15 protein-coding genes are annotated in these 24473 nt (G+C 40.2%); 10 read left to right on the forward strand and 5 right to left on the reverse strand.

What is annotated here, in order from left to right; translation table 11 throughout:
- Positions 1-316: 316 nt before the first annotated feature.
- The 6 genes from C7B62_RS05230 (at position 317) to map (ending at position 10004) form a co-directional block, all read left to right on the forward strand.
- Positions 317-1948 carry a mechanosensitive ion channel family protein gene (locus tag C7B62_RS05230; protein WP_106233566.1) on the forward strand — a complete coding sequence of 544 codons (1632 nt, stop codon included), beginning with the start codon at positions 317-319 and terminating at the stop codon, positions 1946-1948.
- Between the two features lie 329 nt (positions 1949-2277).
- Positions 2278-3861, forward strand: a complete 1584-nt coding sequence (locus tag C7B62_RS05235; RefSeq protein WP_106233567.1) for an FAD-dependent oxidoreductase — start codon at positions 2278-2280, stop codon at positions 3859-3861.
- Positions 3862-3907: 46 nt separating this feature from the next.
- Positions 3908-5425, forward strand: a complete 1518-nt coding sequence (locus C7B62_RS05240) for a GMC oxidoreductase (RefSeq protein ID WP_106233568.1) — start codon at positions 3908-3910, stop codon at positions 5423-5425.
- Between the two features lie 424 nt (positions 5426-5849).
- Entirely contained in the window at positions 5850-6143 is a 294-nt protein-coding gene (locus C7B62_RS05245) for a response regulator transcription factor (protein ID WP_106233569.1), read from the forward strand.
- A 410-nt stretch (positions 6144-6553) separates the two neighbouring features.
- Positions 6554-9055, forward strand: a complete 2502-nt coding sequence (locus tag C7B62_RS05250; protein WP_106233570.1) for a hypothetical protein — start codon at positions 6554-6556, stop codon at positions 9053-9055.
- A 172-nt stretch (positions 9056-9227) separates the two neighbouring features.
- The gene (gene map, locus C7B62_RS05255) at positions 9228-10004 is read left to right on the forward strand and encodes a type I methionyl aminopeptidase (protein ID WP_106233571.1); all 777 of its coding nucleotides are present in this window, start codon (positions 9228-9230) and stop codon (positions 10002-10004) included.
- A gap of 7 nt (positions 10005-10011) precedes the next feature.
- Here the strand turns inward: map and prmA are convergent, their stop codons facing one another.
- The 3 genes from prmA to C7B62_RS05270 all read right to left on the reverse strand — a co-directional run bounded on the left by prmA (position 10012) and on the right by C7B62_RS05270 (position 14916).
- Complete coding sequence (gene prmA / locus C7B62_RS05260; protein ID WP_106233572.1) at positions 10012-10944, reverse strand: 50S ribosomal protein L11 methyltransferase; 933 nt, start codon at positions 10942-10944, stop codon at positions 10012-10014.
- A 525-nt stretch (positions 10945-11469) separates the two neighbouring features.
- Entirely contained in the window at positions 11470-13059 is a 1590-nt protein-coding gene (gene serA, locus C7B62_RS05265; RefSeq protein WP_106233573.1) for a phosphoglycerate dehydrogenase, read from the reverse strand.
- Between the two features lie 285 nt (positions 13060-13344).
- On the reverse strand, positions 13345-14916 hold the full coding sequence (locus C7B62_RS05270) for a hypothetical protein (RefSeq protein WP_146132048.1): 1572 nt from the start codon (positions 14914-14916) through the stop codon (positions 13345-13347).
- A 504-nt stretch (positions 14917-15420) separates the two neighbouring features.
- Here C7B62_RS05270 and psaA point away from each other — a divergent pair.
- Positions 15421-17682 carry a photosystem I core protein PsaA gene (psaA, locus tag C7B62_RS05280; protein WP_106233576.1) on the forward strand — a complete coding sequence of 754 codons (2262 nt, stop codon included), beginning with the start codon at positions 15421-15423 and terminating at the stop codon, positions 17680-17682.
- 317 nt (positions 17683-17999) lie between these two features.
- The gene (gene psaB / locus C7B62_RS05285) at positions 18000-20198 is read left to right on the forward strand and encodes a photosystem I core protein PsaB (RefSeq protein WP_106233577.1); all 2199 of its coding nucleotides are present in this window, start codon (positions 18000-18002) and stop codon (positions 20196-20198) included.
- 139 nt (positions 20199-20337) lie between these two features.
- Here the strand turns inward: psaB and C7B62_RS05290 are convergent, their stop codons facing one another.
- Positions 20338-21189 carry a universal stress protein gene (locus C7B62_RS05290; protein ID WP_106233578.1) on the reverse strand — a complete coding sequence of 284 codons (852 nt, stop codon included), beginning with the start codon at positions 21187-21189 and terminating at the stop codon, positions 20338-20340.
- Positions 21190-21493: 304 nt separating this feature from the next.
- Between C7B62_RS05290 and mazG the strand changes: the two genes are divergently transcribed.
- Positions 21494-22339 (forward strand): nucleoside triphosphate pyrophosphohydrolase, encoded by an 846-nt coding sequence (gene mazG, locus C7B62_RS05295; RefSeq protein ID WP_106233579.1) that lies wholly within the window; start codon positions 21494-21496, stop codon positions 22337-22339.
- On the forward strand, positions 22336-23505 hold the full coding sequence (locus C7B62_RS05300; RefSeq protein ID WP_106233580.1) for an FAD-binding oxidoreductase: 1170 nt from the start codon (positions 22336-22338) through the stop codon (positions 23503-23505). The genes mazG and C7B62_RS05300 overlap by 4 nt, the downstream gene beginning before the upstream one ends.
- A gap of 48 nt (positions 23506-23553) precedes the next feature.
- Here C7B62_RS05300 and C7B62_RS05305 read toward each other — a convergent pair whose 3' ends face one another.
- A complete protein-coding gene (locus C7B62_RS05305; protein ID WP_106233581.1) occupies positions 23554-24420 on the reverse strand; it encodes a sugar kinase in 867 nt (288 codons plus the stop codon).
- Positions 24421-24473: the final 53 nt, after the last annotated feature.

Here is a 24473-nt window from a genome sequence, read left to right on the forward strand (position 1 = left end):
TTTTGTCGCGTAAAAATACTGAAATTAATTGCGTCTATTTATTATTGAGTTAAAATTTGAAATGCAACAAGTTGCTAACAGGAGCAAAACAAGGTCAATTGTTTTAAAGGTGATGTCACATCTTTATATTTTGCTGACAATTTTTGATTGTGCAATTTTAATAAACCATAGTTTTGGCTATTTTAAATCTGAGTGAAATTATTTAAAAGTGATAGAGGAATTGATTATAATTTTGCCTCTCAAAATCAGAATTAAGGAGAGCGCCATCAAATCACAGATCAGCAGTTAAAAGCTACAGAGTAACCCAGGCTGTTTTATGATTAGCAAAATTTCTAGAAATTTTTTCTTAATATTAATTGGCACAATTATTTTTCTTAATCTGTTTGCTATTCCTATTTTGGCGCAGATGCCATTATTACCCAAAATAAATAAACTTAATTTATCAACTCTGATCAAAAGCGACTTAGCTAATACTAACCTGTCAGCCTGTGTACATTTAGATGGTAATTGTTTATTTGAATTATCTGACCAAAAATCTAATTTGAATAAACGAATTAAGTATGTGGAAGAACAGTTAGCTGATATTAAAGATACCTATCTTAATACTGATTTTGTTCAACTAAATATTGTTCATCAAGGAGATCACAATCACCAAAGCCTAAAAGCCTCAGTTGGAACTAAAAAAATTCCTGTTTTAACTCTTAAACCTAAAGATATTAATGTCGATGGGATTGATTTGGAAACTCAAGCAGAGCAAATTGGCGATCGCATTGAAAGAGGCTTGGAAAAAGCCAAGTTAGAAAGAAAACCAGCTTTTATACTCCAGCAAGCTAAATTAGCAGCAGTAGGATTATTGTTAATAGTGTTGAGTAACTTTATCTTATGGCGCTGCATTAAACGCTTAACCCAGGCAAAGGTTATTTTCAGTCAAGATGCAGATCTGCCATCTCAACTCGAACAGAGGAGAACAATGAATCTTAAAGAAGTGCAATACCGCCTTCTACAATTAATTCAGTTAACTGTCTGGATTGGTGGCACATTAATCATTTTGGGTTTATTTCCTCAAACTCGTCTAATGCAGCTATGGATTATTACTATCCTGAGAATTCCCCTACGATTAATAGTTATCATCTGGATTTGTTATGTTCTCATCCGCTTAAGCTATGCAGCGATCGCTAAAATCAATGCCATGATTACTAACGATGCTTTTACCCATAACTATGTCTTAAATAACGATATAAATCAACGACTTCAGGTTAGGGTAAACACTTTTTCCCGGCTATTTAGAGGGATTATTACCTTTATGTGGGTGGGAATTGCCTTATTTATATCTCTCTCAATGATTGGTTTAAATGTCACCCCATTAATCGCTGGCGCGGGGGTTTTGGGTTTAGCCTTTTCTTTTGCTTCCCAAAACTTGATTAAAGATATGATTAATGGTTTATTAATTATTTTTGAGGATCAGTATGCCGTTGGTGATGTAGTAACTATTGGCGAATTCGGCGGCTTAGTCGAAAACCTAAATTTGCGTATTACTCAACTGCGAGATGGCGAAGGACGTTTAATTACTATTCCCAATAGCTCGATCAGCGTGGTAGCAAATCATTCTAACGGTTGGTCGAGATCGGACTTAAAAATTCCTGTAGCATATTATGCTAATGTCGATGAAGCGATCGCCGTAATTACAGAAGTAGCAGCGCAAATGTACCAAGACTGTGAATGTCGCGCTAAAATACTCGAACCACCACAGGTATTGGGTGTTGAAGATTTTGCCGAACGCGGTTTTATAATTCGCCTCTGGTTTAAAACCGAACCCCTTAGACAGTGGGAAATCTCTCGCGAATTTCGCCGTCGTCTCAAAAATGCTTTTGAAGTAGCGGGTATTCCTTTACCTCTGCCTCAACAACAAATTTGGCTGAGTCGATACAATCATACTAAATCGGCTTGACCGCGGAATGCGGTCAGCCGCAAGCCTTGCCTTTTCAAGGCAGGGAACGGCTGACCAAAGTAATATTTATAATATTTAATTTCTTCGTAAAAATTTTGCTGCTCCCATCCCGCTATCAAATCACCTAAAGTAGAGTAGTCGCAACAAAGCGATGATTTCAATCTCGCCGAATATATATATTATTTATTAAAACCAGATCTAATACCTTAGTCGGATACCTTAAGCAAGATATTTATCGAAAATAACTAATGAAATATTGATTATTTCACTATGATCGGCACATTTTCTGGTGATTAATCAATTTTTGATATTTATACGTTTAACAACTGATGAAAGAGATAGCTGTAGCTAGAATAAACGATCTGCAAAACGGGCAAATGCAGCAGATTGAAGTAGAAAACTCACAAATATTATTATCTAAAATCAACGATCAATACTACGCTACTAGCGCATTCTGCACCCACTATGGCGCACCTTTAGCCAAAGGGATCTTGTGTGGCGAAAGAATAGTCTGTCCTTGGCACAATGCCTGTTTTAATGCGATCGCTGGACAGCAGGAAGAACCTCCTGGCTTAGATTCTCTAACTCATTTTGCGGTCAGAGTTGAAGGGGAACAGGTGTTAGTCAATTTACCTGACGAAATACCTCAGCAGCGTACTTTGTCAATGGCAAGACACGAACCGAGTATAGATTCTCGTACCTTTGTGGTTTTAGGTGCAGGTGCAGCAGGCATGGCAGCAGTAGAAATGCTGCGTCAACAGGGTTTTCAAGGCAAGATCGTCTTCATCAGTGCTGAACCAAAGTTACCTTACGACCGTACCAAGTTAAGCAAAAACTATCTTCAAGGTAATGGCACAGCAGATAGTTTATCTGTGCGAGACTGTCAATTTTATGATGACCACGACATTGAATTACGTTTTGGTCAAGCTGTAACTGAAGTTGATGCTGTAAATAAGAAAATTATCTTTACCGATCTTTCTGAACTTGAATTTGATTCGCTACTGTTGGCAACTGGCGGTTTAGCACGAAAACTAGACGTTCCTGGCTCTGATTTGGCTCATATTTTTACTGTCCGTCAGCCTGAAGATGCTGATTCGATTTTAAATACAGTAAAAAATGCTCAAAAAGCTGTGGTAATTGGTTCTAGCTTTATCGGGATGGAAGCAGCCGCCAGCTTGAATCAGCAAGGATTAGATGTCACTGTAGTTTCGCCGAGCAAAGTTCCTTTCGAAAAAATTTTAGGTGAACAACTTGGCATGATGTTTCAACAGGTTCATCAATCAAAGGGAGTTAAGTTTAAGTTTGAGACTAAAGCTGTCGAATTTATTGGCAATAAACAGGTTGAGAAAGTAGTTTTAGATGATGGAACTGAGTTAGCTGCGGATCTGGTTGTTTTAGGAGTTGGTGTTAAACCAAATACTAGTTATCTCAAAGGAATCAAACTAAACGAAAAAGACCACAGTATTCCTGTTAATAATTATCTACAAACCGAAATTAACGATATTTATGCTGCGGGGGATATTGCTCAATTTCCCTACGCACCTATGAATAAATCAACGCGCATTGAACATTGGCGTTTGGCAGCACAGCAAGGCAGAATTGCAGCAGCCAATATGCTTAAGCATAATCAACGCAAAGTAGAGCAAATCGTACCATTTTTTTGGTCAGGTCAATACGATCTCAAGCTGCGCTATGTCGGTCATGCAGAGAAGTGGGATGAAATTAAAATAGCAGGAGACTTAGAGTCCGCATTTCTGGCATATTACATCAAGGACGATCAAATTATGGCAGTGGCAGGAATGAATCGCGATCGCGATTTGGCAGCAATTTCCGAATTAATGCGCCTTCAACAAATGCCCCAGGCAGCAGCAGTCAAAGATGATACTGAAATTAATTGGCTTGACATGATTTGAACAAAAAAAGTAATAATACTTAATAATCAGCAATTAATAATCAGCAATGAATCACTACGACATAATAATCATCGGTGCAGGTGCAGGTGGCGGAACTGCCGCCTATTCCCTTGCCCCTACAGGTAAACGTATTTTAATTATCGAACGCGGTGGATATCTCCCCAAAGAAGACGATAATTGGAACCCTGAAGCCATTTTTCAGCGCCGAAAATATCAGGTAGAAGAGCAATGGCTAGACCATGAAAACAACAGTTTTAAACCCCAAGCGTTTTATAACGTGGGAGGCAATACCAAAGTCTATGGTGCAGCCTTGCAAAGAATGCGCGAGCAAGATTTTGGCGAAGTTAACCATCTTGCAGGAGTTTCACCAGCTTGGGAACTAACCTACCAGGATATGGAACCTTATTACACTCGCGCAGAAAGCATTTTTAAAGTTCACGGAACAAAAGGGGAAGATATTACCGAGCCACCAATGTCGGCGGAATATCCATTTCCTGCTTTGCCCCACGAACCACGAATGCAGGAGGTAGCCGATGAGTTAGGCAAGCTGGGTTTACATCCTCATCATTTAACCCTAGCAGTCGATCGCAACGTTGATGATCCTGATAATAGTCCCTGTATTCGCTGTGGCACTTGTGACCCCTATCCTTGTAAAATTGATGCTAAATTAGATGCTCAAATTGCCTGTGTCGATCCTGCTACGGCATACGACAATGTAGAAATTAAGATTAATACCCTAGTGACTAAGTTAATCACTGACGATAGTGGTCAAAAAGTCACCGCAGTTGAGGTCGAAGTCGAGGGCAATAAAGCACAATATACCGCCGATACTTTCATCGTTTCCTGTGGTTCGATCAACTCCGCAGCTTTATTATTAAGGTCTAAAAACGAACATCATCCCGATGGCTTAGGCAATTCTTCAGGAATGTTGGGTCGCAACCTGATGTTACATAACCATTCTTCCGTAGTGGCGATCGCCGAAAAACCAAATCCAGTTAAATTTCAAAAAACTCTCGGCTTTAACGACTTCTATTTTGGTAGTCCCGATCACGACTATCCCCTCGGACAAATTCAGATGACGGGTAAGTCTAAATGGAATCGCTTGGCGCTTTTTGCCCCTGGTTCTATACCTCAGCCTACCTTAGAATATATGGCGGATCACGCCGTTGACTGGTGGCTCACTAGTGAAGATTTGCCCGATCCCAATAACCGCGTGACGGTTACTGAAGAAGGCAAAATCAAAGTAGATTTCACCCGCAATAATCTTAAGGCTCATGAAGATTTTGTCGATATGTGGCAAAGTTATCTGCGTAAAATAGATTTTTTTCTCTTCATGGTCAATACAGTGCCTCTATCGGCCGTTTGGCATCAGGTTGGTACATGTAAATTTGGTTCAGACCCCAAAACTAATGTTCTTGACCTCAATTGCCGTACTCACGACCTCGATAACCTGTATGTGGTTGATGGCAGTTTCTTTCCTTCTATGGGTGCAGTAAATCCTACCTTGACCATTGTGGCCAATGCTTTACGAGTAGCGGATCATCTCAAAGATAGTTTAGGCTAGACAATTACGGTCGTTTTCAGATGAATAGACTCCGTTTTCTAGAAGCAGTCCTCAAGGACTAGGCAGCTTTTCTGTGGGAAGCTTCCTATAGAAAACGCGCCGTGTAACTTCGTGTCGTACCGCTCAGTTAGGTGCTTGTCCTGCTTAGTTTGGGGGTTTTCCCCAAGACCCCTAAAGCGATTGTCTTAGATGTCAAGTTTAATTTGTCTTAAAGAGCGATGCCTTCGGCTAGCTTCGCAATCGCTAAGAATAAAATTAACCCAGGACAATTTTCAGCTATTAGTTATTAGCTTTTGAGACATTTTTTATGAATTTTCACTCCTTCTAAAGCGATCGCCCAAATTCGGCAGGAATTTCCCCACGCCCGCATTACTATCCTCACTACCTACGACACCGATGAGGATATTTGCTCAAAGATAGTAAAATGGCGGAACTAATTGATACGGTACGTAAAGTCAGTGCCAATCAGAAATACATTCCCCCTGCTGTGGGTGCTAAACTAGCCGAACGCATCAACCTCCCCCAACTGAGCGATCGCGAACGGGAAGTCTTAAAATTAATGAGTGAAGGCCAAACCAATCAGGGTATTGCCGAGAAACTTTCTCTTAGCGAGAGTACGGTAGAATTTCACATTAATAATATTTTCAGCAAGTTAGGAGTCAGCGATCGCACCCAGGCAGTTTTGATTGCGATTAGACGGAGTATTGGCAATTTATAGTTTTGGTAGTTTAAAAGGCGTAAGGATAAAAGAAGAACTAGATTAGTAGTGTTAATTAAGTTTTGTTTTTCTTGGTTGATTACTATCTTCATGCTCTGTTATTGAACCTGTCTAAAATAGGTAATTTGTAAAGTTATGAATCACAAGTAAGAGCATCTGTAATTACACACTGGACAGTCAATTGGCAAACTGTTAGTTTTGAGCGGGTATTTGGGAACTCTTAAAAATAAGGCTAAGGAAGTTCTCGTATTTCAGAATTAATTAACCCTTGGTTGCGGTGCTTACCAAAGTAAGGCCGCTTTTGGGTAAGATGATTATTACCCAAAACGCACCGTAAAGTAGTTGAAATCAGCTACCAGCCTGAAAACACAACTTCTTTCATAAGTTAACTTATATTGAATTTACATAAAATGAAATCAGCCAAAATTGTTAATAAAATTCTGCTAATTTCTCTTGCTTTTGGTAGCGTAACCGTCGTTGCTGGAATCTTGTTAGCAAAGGAAAATAAAAAAGCCCTGATCGGCTTAGGTGCGACTGCTTCTGTAGCCAGTATTGCTGGAATGTTAGCAACTAGCAGCCAAAAGAAATTTAATGAGAATCAAGAAGAAAAACAATCGGATAATCGAGTAACAGAACTCAATAGTCAAGAAAGCATACTAGGTCAATCTGTTGCTAACGAAATCGAAGAAACACAGATCCCAGAGGCTAGTGTTAGTTCATTTCCCGTCGAACAAAATCAGCTATGGGATGAGCCTGTTAGCGATCTAATGAATGAGCAACTTGAGACAAAACATGAACTTGAGCAGCAAAATAGTTTTGCTTTAGAAGATCATGGACAAGATTTAGAAACAAAAAATAATTATTCAAACTCAAAATTAGAAAATTTCTCGGTTGAAAACGAAGTATTAGAACAAGTTATTTCTCCTATTGAAGAACAATCTTTTCAGGAAACTTCATTAGAGTCAGATATATTTAACAATGAATTAGTGACTGCTCAAAATTCTATAGAAGAGGAAATTGAAGACATTACAGGAAATACATCAGCAAATCTTAATCCTTTCGCTAATTCAGCAGATTTAACTGAATCCAGTCAAAGCGAAGAAGTTGCTGATCTGGAAATAGTAAATAAATTAATTGGAACATTCGAGCCAACTGAAATAGATACGAGTGAAGACTTTACTAATGAAGACTCTGATGAGCTATTCATGGAAGAATCTGATTTAGAAGAAGCAGAATTTAGTTCAGAATTTAGTTCAGAATTTAGTTTCGACGATGAATCGCCCATGAGTTCAGAGTCTGAGGACATGGACTTTGAGGCAATGCCCATGGCTGATGCTGAGTCTATCGAAGAGTTAGCTACAGAAGATGAATCTCCTGCCGAATTTAGTTTTGATGACTCTCCAGCGATCGCCATAGAAGCAGAATTTAGTTCAGAATTTAGTTTCGACGATGAATCGCCCATGAGTTCAGAGTCTGAGGACATGGACTTTGAAGCAATGCCCATGGCTGATGCTGAGTCTATCGAAGAGTTAGCTACAGAAGATGAATCTCCTGCCGAATTTAGTTTTGATGACTCTCCAGCGATCGCCATAGAAGCAGAATTTAGTTCAGAATTTAGTTTCGACGATGAATCGCCCATGAGTTTAGAGTCTGAGGACATGGACTTTGAAGCAATGCCCATGGCTGATGCTGAGTCTATCGAAGAGTTAGCTACAGAAGATGAATCTCCTGCCGAATTTAGTTTTGATGACTCTCCAGCGATCGCCATAGAAGCAGAATTTAGTTCAGAATTTAGTTTCGACGATGAATCGCCCATGAGTTCAGAGTCTGAGGACATGGACTTTGAAGCAATGCCCATGGCTGACGCTGAGTCTGATGAGTCCATCGAAGAGTTGGTCACAGAAGATGAATCTCCTGCCGAATTTAGTTTTGATGACTCTCCAGCGATCGCTACAGAAGCAGAATTTAGTTTCGACGATGAATCGCCCATGAGTTCAGAGTCTGAGGATATGGACTTTGAGGCGATGCCTGTTGCTGATGCTGATTTTGATGATTTGATGGGCGAGTTGGTAGTGGATGATCAATTCTCTTCAGAATTTAATTTTGATGATCAATCGGACGATCAATCCGCGATCGCTACTGAATTAGAATCTAATGAACAAGAACCAATGGAAGATGAGCAATCTTCTATGGAATTTAGCTTCGACGACGAATCAAATATGAGTTCAGAGTCTAATAATATAGACTTTGAAGCAATGTTAATGGTTGATGATGAGTCTACTGAGTCTTCCGTGGAATTTAGCTTTGAAGATTCATCGGCGATCGCTTCTAACGCTGAAGAATTTATGGGTCAGTTTGTTGACGAAGACGATTCTTCTGAGGAAATAAATCTGGATAATATTTCAGAGATGAATTCAGAATCAGATGAATTTAGTTTGAATCTTTCAGATGGTTCAGAAGCATTAAATGCAGAAGTTTTAAACACTTCTGAACCAAATGAGTTTATGCAAGAATTAGTTGATGATCATGAATTAGCATTAAATAAATTGACTTTTGAGTCAGAACAGGATTTAGCGATCTCTGAAGAGTCTGACTCTGATGAATTTATGGCTGCTTTTAACAATGCAGATGAATCCTTCCAAGAGTTAAGCTTTGAAGAAGCTTCTACTGAAGAGTCTGACTTTGATGAACTTATGGGAGCATTTTCTGATGAGAGTCAATCCTCAACTGATCAACTAAATAATGCTGATTCAGATGTATTTGATGTTATTAATGCTATTGACAAAAAGCTAGACGAGTTAACCGAAATTTCTGACGATTCTTTAGGAGAATTAAATGATTTATTAGGTTCAATTCAAGATAATTTTTCTCAGAAAGAGGAAGAGCTGAAGGAAATTAATCGAGACAAATAAGATCGACAGTTGACGGCATTTGTGTTTAATCTGTTTAAGTAAATTTATCCAAGACCTAGATTGATTATTGATCTAGGTTTTTTTTACAAATATTGTTTGATCAAGATTACCAGTTCAAGAATTGATAGACTAGGCAGTATATATAGCAAGAATCAAGTACAGCAAAATAGCAATGGGAACAGAACAAATCACTTATCTATCCAGTCGGGAAATTGAAAAAATGCGTCGAGCAGGAGCTTTAGCTGCGGAATTATTAGATTTTTTAGAACCCATGGTTAAACCTGGAGTCAGCACTCTGGAAATCAATGATGCTGCCGAACAATGGACGCAAGAAAAAGGAGCAGTTAGCGCGCCTTTAGGATACGGACCCAAAGAAAATCCGTTCCCTGGTTCTCTTTGTACCAGCGTTAATGAAGTGATTTGTCACGGCATTCCCAATGCTAAGCAAATCCTTAAAAATGGCGACATCATTAATATTGATGTAACTCCGATTGTTGATGGTTATCACGGAGATACTTCTAAAACCTTTTTTGTCGGAACTCCTTCAGCAACAGCGAGAAAATTAGTGGAAGTTACCGAGGAATGCCTTAGAAGAGGAATTGCTGCGGTCAAACCAGGCGCTAGAATTAATGATATTGGAGCCGCCATCCAAGAGTATGCTGAACAGCAGGGCTTTTCTGTCGTCAGAGACTTTGTTGGTCATGGAGTAAGCCATATTTTTCATACTGCCCCTCAAATCCCTCATTATTATGATCCTAGGCAAAAGAAAAAGATTAAGCCTGGTATGGTGTTTACCATTGAGCCAATGATTAATGAAGGAACATGGGAAGCCGTTATGCTTGATGATGGTTGGACTGCTATTACTAAAGACAAGAAGCTCTCGGCTCAGTTTGAGCATACTATTGCCGTAACTAAGGATGGGGTAGATATTCTAACCCAAGTTAATTGAAGCAAAATTAGTATTCTGAGCGGCGAATATTGAAACAACACCAATCCTTCCGCTTCCATAATGCTGCTACTGTCCATCCTTGTTGCTCGACAACATCGGCAATTTGATCGGCTTGTGTCAGAAGAATACCACTCAGAACTGCCCAGCTTTTGTCGTGGGTAATTTGATTAAACTGGGGGAATAATTCCACGATGGTATCAGCCAGAATATTACAAATGATGCCATCAAAAATTTCATTTTCGGCAATTAGCTTTTCAATGCTACCATCCCGCACAATAATACTATCTCGATTGATTCCATTTAATTGACAATTACTACGACAAGTTTTGGTAGCCAAGGCATCAGTATCTACGGCATAAACTTTTTTCGCGCCAAGCAAAACAGAGCCCAAAGACAAAATACCTGAACCACAACCGATATCGGCTATAGTTTGATGTTTAGTATCTCCAGAGAGTCGCATCTCTAATGATTCTAGACATAGCTGTGTTGTCGGGTGAGTGCCTGTACCAAAGGCTGCTCCTGGATCGAGGCGTAAGATTAATCTGTCGCATTTTTCTGGAGGAGTTTCCCAAGCAGGATAAATTAAAAAGCGATCGCCAATTTCCATTGGCTGCCAATAGTCTTTCCAACCACTTGCCCAATCTTCTTCATCAATTAATTGCCATTGAGCTTCAGGAACAGATACTTCCAATAATTTGGCATCTTGTTCTAACCAGAGAGAGAGCGCAGCCAAATCTAACAACTGAGTGTCGATTTCAGGAATATAGCTTTTGATTAGAATCTGTTGATCACTAGACTCTGATTCTAAGCTTTGCTCATCATTTAAAACTTTGACTTTGATCGCTGTCCCTGAACAGCCAAATTTTTCGAGTCGCCAAAAGACAGATTCTTCTAAAACTGGCTCGCATTTGACAATGATCTCCCACCAACGATTAGACATGAATTTTATAGGTTGTGAGCTATATTAAAAATTATCTTAGTTGAACCGCAAGAACTTAATCTTAATCCACTGTTAAAGAAGATTGCATTACTTTTATGCCACAAATTTCTATAGTTTCAAGCTAAATGAGTTTATCTTGGAGTTTATTAAGAATAATACTTGAGACTACGATTATGACCAATACCAAATTAATTATTTGGTCTAGGTTTGATTGTCTATTAAATAATCTGGGTTTAAAGTATATATCTTCCCTACTGTATGTCAAGATTTTAGCTTTATCTACTATTTGTTTGGTTCGTTAGTAATAGTTTTCCCAATAAGCTCAAAAAACTTAGCTTTCTAATTTATTTAAACGTTAATATGTTTGAACTTAAAAATTACTTGTAGTACAAAAACAAAGTTAGTGCAAAAATCCACCAACTTTGAATTTATCAACTAAGCATTTTGGCTTTAGTTCAAAGATATTCTACTTACTATTTGCAAGAAAGCACTACCAGCAATATATTAGTTAGCAAACTGAAAGTTTTAAATTGAGAGTTTAACCGTATAAGCATCTCTAATACCGTCAACTTTAATAATCTCTTGTAAGATTCCTTCTGGCAGAGGGTCATCTAAGCTTAAGACCATCACAGCTTCACCCCGAACAATTTTACGTCCTACCTGCATACTGGCAATATTGACGTTATAGCTACCTAACAAAGAGCCAATTTTACCGATAATTCCTGGCATATCTCGATGCAAGGTAAACAACATGTTGTCATTTGGGGGAACATTAATGGGAAACTCGTCTAAATTAGTAATTCTAATTTCGCCTTCACTCAATAAAGCTCCTGTAACAGAGTGTTTACCGTTAGCTCCTTGAGCCTCAATGTGTAGTGACCCTCCAGAATAATCACGGGTTGAAATATCTTTAGTTTCAATTACCCTAATACCTCGTTCTTGGGCTTCAATGGCTGCATTGACGTAATTGACCCGTTCTCTTAAAGCTTGAGAAAGTAATCCTTTTAAAGCAGCAACAATGATGGGCTGACTATCATTATTAGCTAACTCTCCCTGTAAACGGATATTTAACTCATCAATTCTACCTCCAGCCAGTTGACCAGCCATTGTACCTAATGTCTCTGCTAGTCTTAGATATGGTCTAAGTTTTTGCATAACATCTGGATTTAAACCAGGAATGTTAACCGCAGAACGGGCAGGTAGCCCTAATAAAACATCTCTAATTTGCTCTGCCACGTCAACTGCCACATTTACCTGTGCTTCAGCCGTAGATGCTCCCAAATGGGGAGTTAAAACTAGATTAGAACCGACAGCTGTTAAAGGTGATTCTCCTAGAGGTTCGCCACTATAAACATCTAGTGCTGCACCACCAATTTTTTCGGCTTGAAGTGCTTCAGCTAAAGCTGCTTCATCAATAATACCGCCACGAGCGCAGTTAATAATTCTGACGTGGGGCTTCATTTTGGCGAGAGCTTCAGCGTTAATTAAATTAGCGGTTTCGGGAGTCTTAGGGATGTGTAGCGTAATATAATCTGACTCCCTAAATAATAAGTCTAGGTCTACCAGACTACAGCCTAATCTTTCTGCTCGTTCTGTAGACACAAAAGGATCGTATGCCAGCAACTTCATTTCCATTGCCCTAGCTACTTTAGCCACATGAGCGCCAATTTTGCCCAGACCAACAACACCCAAAGTTTTTTTGTATACTTCATTTCCCACAAACTTTTTCCGTTCCCACTTGCCGTTTTTGACGGATTGGTTAGCATCAGGAATCTGACGAGAAAGAGCGAGCATCATTGCTAAAGCATGTTCTGCAGCAGCGATCGTGTTTCCCTCTGGAGAGTTGACCACGACAATACCATTGCGAGTAGCAGCCTTAACATCAATGTTATCTACGCCGACTCCTGCCCGTCCAATAATTTTTAGATTTTTCCCAGCCTCAATTACTTCTGCTGTAACTTGAGTACCCGATCGCAGCATTAAAGCATCATACTCGGGAATTATTTTGATTAGCTCTTCTAAAGGCAGTTTGGTTTTTACATCTACCTCTGCTACTTGAGAGATGATATCAATACCAACTTGATCGATAGGATCGGAAACGAGAACTTTTGCCATAGTCATGAATTGTTGTCTAATTCCCTAGAATCTTGTAGTGGTGTTACCTATAAGCTCAGTCTTTCAACGGTAAACTCAGCGTATTTGCCAGTTTTCACCATGTTGTTATTTGCTTTAGGTTTAATGTCTGATATTAAGTGCAGTAGATTATTTTAAAGGGAAATGGAACTCTTATTATTGATTCGTTAACAAGATTTTTAGTTTGTTAAAACTTGCTAATTTAGTTTACGGAATTTAGAGCAAAAGTTACATTTTTCTGACATTTCTCTTGTTCGTTAGTTTTATTTAGACTTCATTGGGTAATTGTCTCGCTAATGCTTCAATTGTCTGACGTACCCCAACCAGAATTTTTTTCCACCACAAGAATTTGCCTGAAGTCGATTTTGGCTCTGATGAATTACCATTATACTGGTTGGTAGGGACAGCGATCGCGACCTTGTCAGGTTCGACAACTTCGACCGACTCCGAGGGAGGAATGATAATCTCAACTATTGGTGGGGACTCTTTGGGAGCTGACTCGGTAATTACGATCTTACTGGCGGTAGGCTTTGATTCAAGCTTAATAGCAGCAGTTTTTGGATCAGCTGGGGAATTGGAAAATGCTAATGAATCGCTGTCAGTTTTATTATTAACGGCAGGATCAATATTTTCTCCATTTTTGTCTGTGGGTTCTATTTTTACCTCAGATACTTTATTTGCTTTATTTACTTCATTTGAAACTATAGTCTGAGGATTGCTGGGTTGCCTCAAAGCAGATTTTCCTGCTGAAGTTTTTTCTTTTTGGGGAATAGTAATTGCTAATTTTTCTGACTGATTATCTTGATTAGTAGTTACAGAATCAGCCGAGGGTAATTGTTGAGGAATGGGTTCTAACTCCTTAAGGGGAGTAATTTTAGGTTTAGTATTCTCTTCAGTCTTTTTTTCATGATCTTCAAAATCAATAATTTCTGGAGTTTCTGACGGCTGGAGGTAATAACTCTGCTTCACTATCGATTGAGCATCATCAAAAGTTATTTTATTGGTGATTAATTTGGCTAGGTTATCTTGCTGTTGTGGATCATAAGTAAATACCCTGACAGTATTATTAAAAGTATTTTCGATGGTATTGCCAAACTTATCTATTAGCTCTAGTTGAACCCAATTTTCTCCTGGTTCAAATCCAGTTAAATAGTATGGCTGCCAATCTTCAATGATAAAACTCGTCCCATTAATGGTTGCTTTAACCAGCAATTTTTGCTCGTCGGGATTATTTTTAGCGATCGCCTTTGGGCTGGCGAAGCCAATCGCCGAGTCATCTTGATGAAGATAAAAATCCAGTAGCACTGGTTCTGCACCATAAGTTCCTGTCGGACTACTGTAGGTTAACAGTGGCAGGTTAGAATTAGGACGATTAGTATTAGTCTGAGTTAATACGTTAAACGTAGTTTGAGCATAGGCTTCCTCATTTTTAAAACTCTCTCCCCAAGGACTTACGGCAAATACTCTGATGGTGTGAGTTCCTGGAGCAAGATTTTTGATGATTATTGGTTCATCCAAACTATAAATTGACTGAAATGGTTCGTTATCAACGATCAAATTTAAATGATTCCCCAGATGAAGTCGATCATCTTGAAATATAGGCAGATCTTCTACTGTTAATTTGATGACAACATCCGTTTGGTTTAAGGTTTTGTCTGCTTGAGGAGCAGCAATTTTTACCTGTGGACTGTATTGTTTAAGTTCTTGATGTAACTCTTGGATGATTTGTGGTGATGCTACTTCAGCTAAATTGCTATTGGTATTGGCTGAGTCAATAGTTTGAACAGAGCGATCCCGCACCGTGGGCGAAGCCCAATCGCCAATTGCAGAATTGTCCAACTTAAGCTGTGAGCAACTAAGCAAACAATTAAGCACCAAGATCGAGATGATTGTCCTAACAGTTTTCATGAAAATATCTACCGATAAAATTACCAATAATCAAGCTGGTTGTTTCTGAACTGAGCCGAATAATCTTTATCCTCTTAATAAATTAAATCAGGATCTAGAGAATTTAGACTCGATGATTCATATTGTCTTTTGTAAAGATAGGTTTTGTTTTGTATACTTTTACCGAAAAACAGTGGCGGTGGAAACCCTTTTAAACCAATAATCACGCCCATTTAAAATTTTGTTAAGCTTTACTAGGTTTGCTGAGTTCTGAGTCATATGATCATATACAGTAATGCCTGTAGCTTGAAATAAAAAACCTATTAAGGGAGAGCAAGCTAAGGTTATATAAAAAGCAGTGATTTTTTTGATCTCTCTTTTTACATAATAAAAAACCTGTTCTTCAGAATAGGAAAATCTAAATCTAAAATCTATTGCCCTGAGAGGAGAATCCTCATGACAATTAGTCCTCAAAAAGACGAGGCGAAAGTCAAGGTAACAGTTGATGTAGATCCAGTCCCAACTTCTTTCGAGAAATGGGGCAAGCCAGGTCACTTTGACCGAACTTTAGCCAGAGGTCCTAAAACAACCGCTTGGATTTGGAATCTTCACGCTGATGCTCATGATTTTGACAGTCATACCAGTGACTTAGAAGATATTTCGCGAAAAATATTCAGCGCTCATTTTGGTCATTTAGCAGTGGTTTTCGTTTGGCTAAGTGGAATGTATTTCCACGGAGCTCGCTTTTCCAACTATGAAGCTTGGTTAACCGATCCTACTGTAATCAAACCTAGCGCCCAGGTAGTTTGGCCCATTGTTGGGCAAGATATCCTTAATGCTGATGTTGGTGGTGGTTTCCACGGAATTCAAATCACATCAGGTTTCTTTTATCTTTGGAGAGCTTCTGGATTTACTAATAGCTTTCAGTTGTACTGCACAGCTATTGGTGGGTTAGTTATGGCAGCTTTGATGATCTTTGCTGGCTGGTTTCACTACCACAAAAGAGCTCCTAAGCTAGAGTGGTTTCAAAATGTGGAATCAATGATGAACCACCATTTAGCTGGTTTATTAGGCTTAGGCTGTCTTGGCTGGGCTGGTCATCAGATCCACGTATCTCTGCCAATCAACAAAATGTTGGATGCAGGAGTGGCAGCAGCAGATATTCCTCTGCCACACGAGTTCATCTTGAATAGAGATTTGATGACGGAATTATACCCAAGTTTTGCAGAAGGGCTTCGACCTTTCTTCACCCTAAACTGGGGCGTATATTCTGACTTTTTAACTTTTAAAGGTGGTTTGAACCCCGTAACTGGTGGCTTGTGGTTATCTGATACAGCACATCATCACTTGGCTCTTGCCGTACTGTTTATTATTGCTGGTCATATGTACCGTACCAATTTTGGTATTGGTCACAGTATGAAAGAAATTTTAGACGGTCACAAAGGCGATCCTCTGTTGTTTGGTGGAGAAGGTCACAGAGGTCTATATGAGATCTTGACAACTTCTTGGCATGCTCAATTGGCAGTTAACTTAGCCATGCTTGGTTCTCTGACAATTATCGTGGCACAGCATATGTACGCCATGCCTCCATATCCTTACATGGCGATCGACTATGCGACTCAAATATCGCTCTTTACCCATCACATGTGGATTGGTGCCTTCTTAATAGTTGGTGCAGGAGCGCACGCCGCGATCTATATGGTGCGTGACTATGATCCAGCTAAGAATGTAAATAACGTGGTTGACCGCGTACTTCGTGTTCGCGACGCAATTATTTCACACCTTAACTGGGTATGTATCTTCCTCGGCTTCCATAGCTTTGGTTTATACATTCATAACGACACCATGAGAGCTTTGGGTCGTCCCCAAGACATGTTCTCGGATACGGCGATTCAACTCCAGCCAATCTTTGCTCAGTGGGTGCAAAACATACATACTTTGGCACCAGGAACTACTGCTCCTACAGCGATCGAGCCAGTAAGCTATGCTTTTGGCGGTGGTATCGTAGCGGTTGGTGGCAAGGTGGCAATGATGCCTATTGCTCTAGGTACGGCTGACTTTATGGTTCACCATATTCACGCTTTTACTATCCATGTAACGGCTCTAATTCTTTTGAAAGGTGTTCTCTACGCTCGTAGCTCTCGCCTGATTCCAGATAAAGCCAATCTAGGTTTCCGCTTCCCTTGTGACGGTCCTGGTCGTGGTGGTACTTGCCAAGTATCAGCTTGGGATCATGTGTTCTTAGGCTTATTCTGGATGTACAACTCGATTTCTGTGGTAATTTTCCACTTTAGTTGGAAAATGCAGTCAGATGTTTGGGGAACGGTATCTCCTGACGGTACGGTATCTCACATTACCGCTGGTAATTTTGCTCAAAGTGCTATTTGTATCAACGGTTGGCTGCGTGACTTCTTGTGGGCGCAAGCTTCCCAAGTTATTAATAGCTACGGCTCGGCTCTATCTGCTTATGGCATCATGTTCCTGGCAGGTCACTTCGTGTTTGCCTTCAGCTTAATGTTCCTCTTTAGTGGACGTGGCTACTGGCAAGAATTGATTGAGTCTATTGTTTGGGCGCACAACAAACTGAAAGTAGCTCCAGCTATTCAACCTCGCGCTTTGAGTATTACTCAAGGTCGTGCAGTAGGTGTAGCTCACTATTTATTAGGAGGAATTGTTACTACATGGGCATTCTTCTTAGCTAGAACGCTATCGTTGTAGCTGTTTCCAAAGCAAAGTCAATCTTTCAAGATAGTTCAGTCTGTCTTGTGAGATTGGCAAAGCTAAATCGCGATCTTACGCTTCGGCTGAGAAATAATCGCAATCAACAAATTCAACGGTAGTTAAACTAAAATTTAAATATTTAAATTTAGATATTTAGATTTAAAGCTTCAGCAACCGTGTTTTAACAAAACTACTATCTAGCAATATTTAACAATAATAAATATTGACGGTAGTAACTAAAAGCCAGAAATGAGTAGCAAATAGTTATATTTAGCTCATTTTCAACCTTTACAGGAGAATTCTACCCATAACTTATGGCAACTAAATTTCCCAAATTTAGCCAGGATCTCGCCCAAGACCCGACCACTCGTCGGATCTGGTATGGAATTGCCACTGCTCATGACTTTGAGCTGCATGATGGTATGACTGAGGAAAATCTTTACCAAAAGATTTTTGCCTCCCACTTTGGTCATATTGCCATTATCTTCTTGTGGACTTCCGGTACTCTGTTCCATGTAGCTTGGCAAGGTAACTTTGAACAGTGGATTAAAGATCCTTTAAACACAAGTCCCATCGCTCATGCGATTTGGGATCCTCACTTTGGCTCAGGAGCAATCGATGCATTTACTCAAGGTGGAGCTTCTAACCCAGTAAACATTGCCTACTCTGGGGTTTACCACTGGTTTTACACTATTGGTATGACTAGTAACCAGGAATTATATCAAGGGTCGATCTTCTTATTGCTCTTGTCTTCTGTTTTCTTGTTTGCTGGTTGGCTACATTTACAGCCAAAATTCCGTCCTAGCTTGGCATGGTTCAAAAATGCTGAGTCTCGCCTCAATCACCACTTAGCTGGTTTGTTTGGGGTAAGTTCTTTGGCTTGGACTGGACACCTAGTTCACGTTGCTATTCCCGAATCTCGCGGACAGCATGTGGGTTGGGATAACTTCCTTTCTACTCCTCCTCATCCCGCTGGTTTAGGACCGTTTTTTAGTCTGAACTGGGGTGTATATGCTCAGAACCCTGACACTGCTGGCCATGTGTTTGGAACTTCTGAAGGAGCAGGAACAGCTATCTTAACTTTCTTAGGTGGTTTTCATCCCCAAACCGAGTCTCTTTGGTTGACAGATATTGCTCATCACCACTTGGCGATCGCAGTTATCTTTATCATTGCTGGACATATGTACCGTACTAATTTCGGTATTGGTCATAGCATTAGAGAGATTCTGGACACTCATAAGCCTCCTCAAGGCGGTTTGGGGGAAGGACACAAAGGAATGTATGACACTTTGAATAACTCCCTTCACTTCCAGTTAGCGTTGGCTCTGGCTAGTTTAGGTACGGTTACTTCCTTGGTGGCACAACACATGTATTCTTTGCCCTCCTATGCATTTATTGCGAGGGACTATACAACTCAAGCAGCTTTATATACTCACCATCAATATATTGCTGGATTCTTGATGGTTGGTGCGTTTGCTCACGGTGCGATCTTTTTAGTTAGAGATTACGATCCCGAAGCCAACAAAAACAATGTACTTTCGAGAGTTTTGCAGCACAAAGAAGCGATTATATCTCACTTAAGTTGGGTATCCCTCTTCCTTGGCTTCCATACTTTGAGTTTGTACGTACACAATGACGTAGTAGTAGCCTTTGGTACTCCAGAAAAGCAAATTTTGATCGAGCCTGTGTTTGCACAGTTTGTTCAAGCCGCCTCTGGAAAAGCTCTCTATGGCTTTGATGTTTTGCTTTCTAACCCTGATAGTATTACCCAAACTGGTGCAGCTTGGCTACCTGGCTGGCTAGATGCGATTAATAGCGGCACAAACTCTTTGTTCCTCACCATTGGACCTGGAGATTTCTTGGTTCACCATGCGATCGCTTTAGGGTTACACACCACAGTTTTAATCTTGGTCAAAGGTGCTTTAGATGCCCGTGGATCCAAGCTAATGCCAGACAAGAAAGACTTCGGTTTTGCTTTCCCTTGTGATGGTCCTGGTCGTGGCGGTACTTGTGATATCTCAGCGTGGGATTCCTTCTACCTAGCGATGTTCTGGATGCTTAATACCTTGGGCTGGTTAACCTTCTACTGGCATTGGAAACACCTTGGTGTTTGGCAGGGTAACGTGGCTCAGTTCAATGAAAACTCTACTTACCTAATGGGTTGGTTCCGTGATTATCTCTGGGCAAATTCTGCTCAATTGATTAACGGCTATAACCCTTATGGTGTTAATAACCTTTCTGTTTGGGCTTGGATGTTCCTCTTTGGACACCTAGTTTGGGCAACTGGTTTCATGTTCCTCATCTCTTGGCGTGGTTACTGGCAAGAGTTGATCGAAACTATTGTTTGGGCGCATGAACGTACTCCTCTAGCTAACCTAGTTCGCTGGAAAGACAAGCCAGTTGCTATGTCCATTGTTCAAGGTCGTGTAGTTGGTCTGGCTCACTTTACAGTGGGTTACATCCTGACCTATGCCGCCTTCCTAATTGCTTCGACTGCTGGTAAATTTGGTTAAACATAACTAAGATTTGCTAGTTAAAAAAGTAATCTTTCCCTCATCCTTACGATGAGGGATTTTTTCTGAATATTCAGAAAATCAACATAAAAATTCCTCTGCTAAAATCAGGCAGAGGATCAAAAAATAAAGCGCAATCCTAAGCTGCTACCTCTTGCCTAGCTAAAAGAACAGGACAAGGTGCTTTGATACGAATATAGTCAGATAAAGAACTACCTAATAAACGCTCAATATCTGGAAGGCTTTTAGCAATAGAAGGACGACGTTCAGGAGAACCCAAAACTAACAGGTCAATATTTCTAGCTTCAGCTAGACTACAGATCTTCTGTGCTGGTCTACCACCTGTTACCAAACAGCGATATTGCAAACCCATACGTTTGACTTTGGCGATCGCTGGCGCTAAAATCGGATTACTTTCCATATCTGCTTGAGATAAGTTCACATTGGGATCTAAATCTGGATTAACCCTAGTCAAAAAGATCTCTGCATCTTGATAACCCTGTAGTAGAGATAAGGTAATTTCTAAAGCATAGTTTGCCGCAGGAGATTTATCGAGCGCCACCATAACTCGCTTGAGTTTTTTGATATAAATATCATCTTTTACCAACAACATTGAGCGATCGGTCAATTGAAATACATATTGACTCACAGAATTACTGAGAATCGACTGTAATTTACCTAAACCCCGCGAACCCATGATAATTAGATCGGCATCAACTTCTTGTGCTACCTTCAGCACAGTAGTTTTGGGTTCACCTTCCTCAACCTTGCAGCTAGCTTCATCGCAATTTGTCCCTAGTTTCGCCACCAATTCACCAATTTTTGCTTGAGCTTCTTCTTGGGCTGCCGATTCTTCTTGGGTGGTTTTTGGCGAAATCACCTTCAAAATTGATACTTGAGCATTCTTAGTGGCGGGAAGCTCTAATAGTATTTTGAGCATATCTTGAGCATTTTCTGCTCCAGAATCAGCGTATAGAATTTTGTTAATCATTTGTAAATTTACATTGTGATTTAATACCCGATGTATCTAGGTTACTGCTAATCATGACCTTCAAGATTATGAAAACTTATAAAACTTAATGACTAAGATGGAGTATTAAAATATTATTAAATGATCCAAGGTCAAAGCTTAGTCGCCCCTGTGAAACAGCGAAAAATAATTTTTATGACTTATCACTCAGAAATTAGTAGGTATGATTTGGAAGTTATCAAAGTAGAATATGGGATTAACTTTAATCTACTGAAATGTTAGGTAGATTTAGATCTGGTGAACCCTAAAATTTGAATAGAGCAACATGAATTCTCCCTCAATGACCCAGCAGTCTGTTTTAGATGCCTTAAAGCGTTTGATTGAAGTAGTTGCTCAACTGAGATCCCCAAATGGGGGATGTCCTTGGGACTTGGCACAAACACCTCAGACTTTAATTCCCTACGTGATTGAAGAGGCTTACGAGGTGGTAGACGCGCTGCAAGCAGGAAACCAACAAGCGATCGCCGAAGAGTTAGGGGATTTATTGCTACAGGTGGTGTTGCAGACTCAAATCGCTAGTGAACATCAAAATTTTACTTTGGAGGATGTTGCTCAAGGTATTACGGCTAAGTTGATTCGTCGTCATCCCCATGTCTTTGGCGATGTACAGGTTAACAGTGCTGCCGAAGTTAATCAAAATTGGGAAGAGATTAAAGCAGCCGAAAAAGGGGAAAGTCCTGAACAAGCAAACTTACTTAGTCGGAAACTCGATCGCTATGCTCGTAGTCTTCCTCCCTTAACGGCAGGTATGAAAATATCAATTAAGGCAGCAGCAGCAGGTTTTGAATGGTCAGATATTGACGGAGTTTGGAGCAAATTTACTGAAGAGTTGGGAGAGTTCCAAGAGGCTCTAACGACCAACGATAAAACTCATCAACAGGAAGAATTAGGCGATTTACTCTTCACGATTATTAATCTTGCTCGTTGGTACGATTTAGACCCTTTTGCTGCTTTACAGGGAACAAACCGCCGTTTTATTCAACGCCTAGAGCTGATGGAAAAGTTCGCCCCTCGTCCTTTAACAGAATATGATTTAGAAAAATTAGAATCTTTGTGGCAACAAGCCAAGACACAGTTAAAACATGGCACACAAGAACAGAATTTAACATGACCACATACGACTGGATAGTAATTGGGGCAGGAATAACTGGTGCTAGTCTCGCCTATGAATTGAGTCGACAAAACCTGACAGTCTTGCTGTTAGAAAAAGATCCCCAGCCAGATAATGCCACTCTATATAGTTACGGCGGTTTAGCCTATTGGTCAGGCACGGACGAACTTACTTGTACTCTTGCTCAAGAAGGTATTGAACTACATCGCGATTTAAGTGTCGAACTAGATGCAGATACGGAATTTAGGGAATTGGATTTAGTTTTAACTATTGATCGCCAAGATGATCCTGAAGCCATAGCGCAGAATTATGAGCGCTTTGCGATTACTCCAGAATTACTTAACGTCCAGGATGCTTGTACTCTAGAGCCATTGCTGAATCCTAATGCCATTTCAGGAGTTCTTAAGCTACCTCATGCTCATATCCAGGCACAAAAGACCACTAATGCCTACATTCAAGCCATGATTCGTCATAGAGGAAAGGTGATCTATGAGCAGGTGGTAGGGCTGGTGCGCCAAGGCAATAGAATTACTGGCGTTACTACCAAGACAAATATTTATTCTGGGAATAATACTATTGTTTGTGCGGGAGGATTATCGCAATCGCTATTGCAGCAAGCAGGGATTAAAGTAAATAATTATTTTACTCACGCGCAGCTAATTATGACTCCTCCCGTAGATTTGGAGTTGGCTACCGTAGTGATGCCTGCCGTTCAGCAGAGATTTAGGCTAGAAGCTCAACCAGCTGCTATAGATCCTGGACATCAATCAACCAGGGTAATCTTAGACCCTGGAGCAGTTCAGTTTATGGATGGTAGTCTTTGTCTGGGTCAAATTAGCTCCATCACCGAAAACCCCCAGGCTAAATTTGATTTAGCGATCGCTGAAGCTCAAATTCGCCAACAGGTAGGTAATGTCTTACCTTTACTAGAAGATCTTCCAGGTACTTGTCATAGTTGTTTGGTAGCGTTTAATAATCAAGGAATTGCTTTGGTCGGAAATTTAGCCGACATTTCAGGACTGTATCTGTTTTCTGGCTTTACTAATACCTTGGTCTATGCGCCTGTTGTGGCTAGACGTTTTGCCCAAGCTCAAACAGGAGCAGCAGATCAAATTATCGAGCAGCTACAGCTAACTGTAAATAAAGTTGCTTCGCTTCAGCTATAAGCTTTTCCTTGATGGCACAGATCAAGAGAGGCTAGGTACGAGACTAAATTAATGTTGTAAGTGTTGTAGCCAGCTTCTCGTTCCAAATGATAGACAAGAGCGACTAGCAATCTTTGCTGCCCGCTTTAAAGCAGTAGTAAAATTATCCTGCAAAATATAATGACAAAATGCACCATGAAAAATATCCCCTGCGCCTAAAGTATCCACAGGCTTGATTGCAGGGACAGGGATAGTAGAGTTGCGGTCTTGCTCTCGATATCTAATTGCTTGCTCTCCTTGAGTGATGGCAATGTATTTTATGCCACAATCTTGTAAAAAATCAAACACATCTTCTCTCTGCTGACATGGTGGGGGGTAAAAGTTGGCTGAACAAATAGCGTAGTCTACCCAGAAAAGCAATTCCTCTAGTCCTGGTTTCCAGCTACCACCATCAAGAATAACAGGAATTTGTCTGGTTTTAGCGATCGCCGCAACTTTCAAACTAACCTCTAGCTGATGTCCATCAAGTAAAACCAGATCGATATTAGTCAGCAAATCTGGTGCAACTATTTCAGGGTTAGCCTGAGACTTTACTGCATTGAGGGAAATAATTGAACGCTCTCCCGTAGCTGCGGTGACAATAATCGAGGACACAGGAGGAGTATCGCTCTTGTCTGGTATTAAATCTACTGTGGCAACACCCTGCTGTGCTAGATCGCTTTTGATTAATTCAGTTAACGGATGTTTTCCTAGTACAGAAAGTAATTTAGCTTGATTGCCAAAATAGTTAAAAGTAACAGCAGCATTAGTTGCGGGTCCTCCTGCTACCGTAAGATATTCCTGCGCCACTAGTTTTTGATTTGCTTGCACAGGGCGATCGCTTAAGTAAATAAAATCTAAGGTGGTTAAACCTACAAATAGCCCTCGATATGTCATGAGGCAGTTTTGAAATTAAGATACCGATATTTAACCTGTAAATATTTAACCTG

The sequence above is a fragment of the Pleurocapsa sp. CCALA 161 genome, from assembly GCF_003003995.1.
GTDB lineage: Bacteria > Cyanobacteriota > Cyanobacteriia > Cyanobacteriales > Xenococcaceae > Waterburya.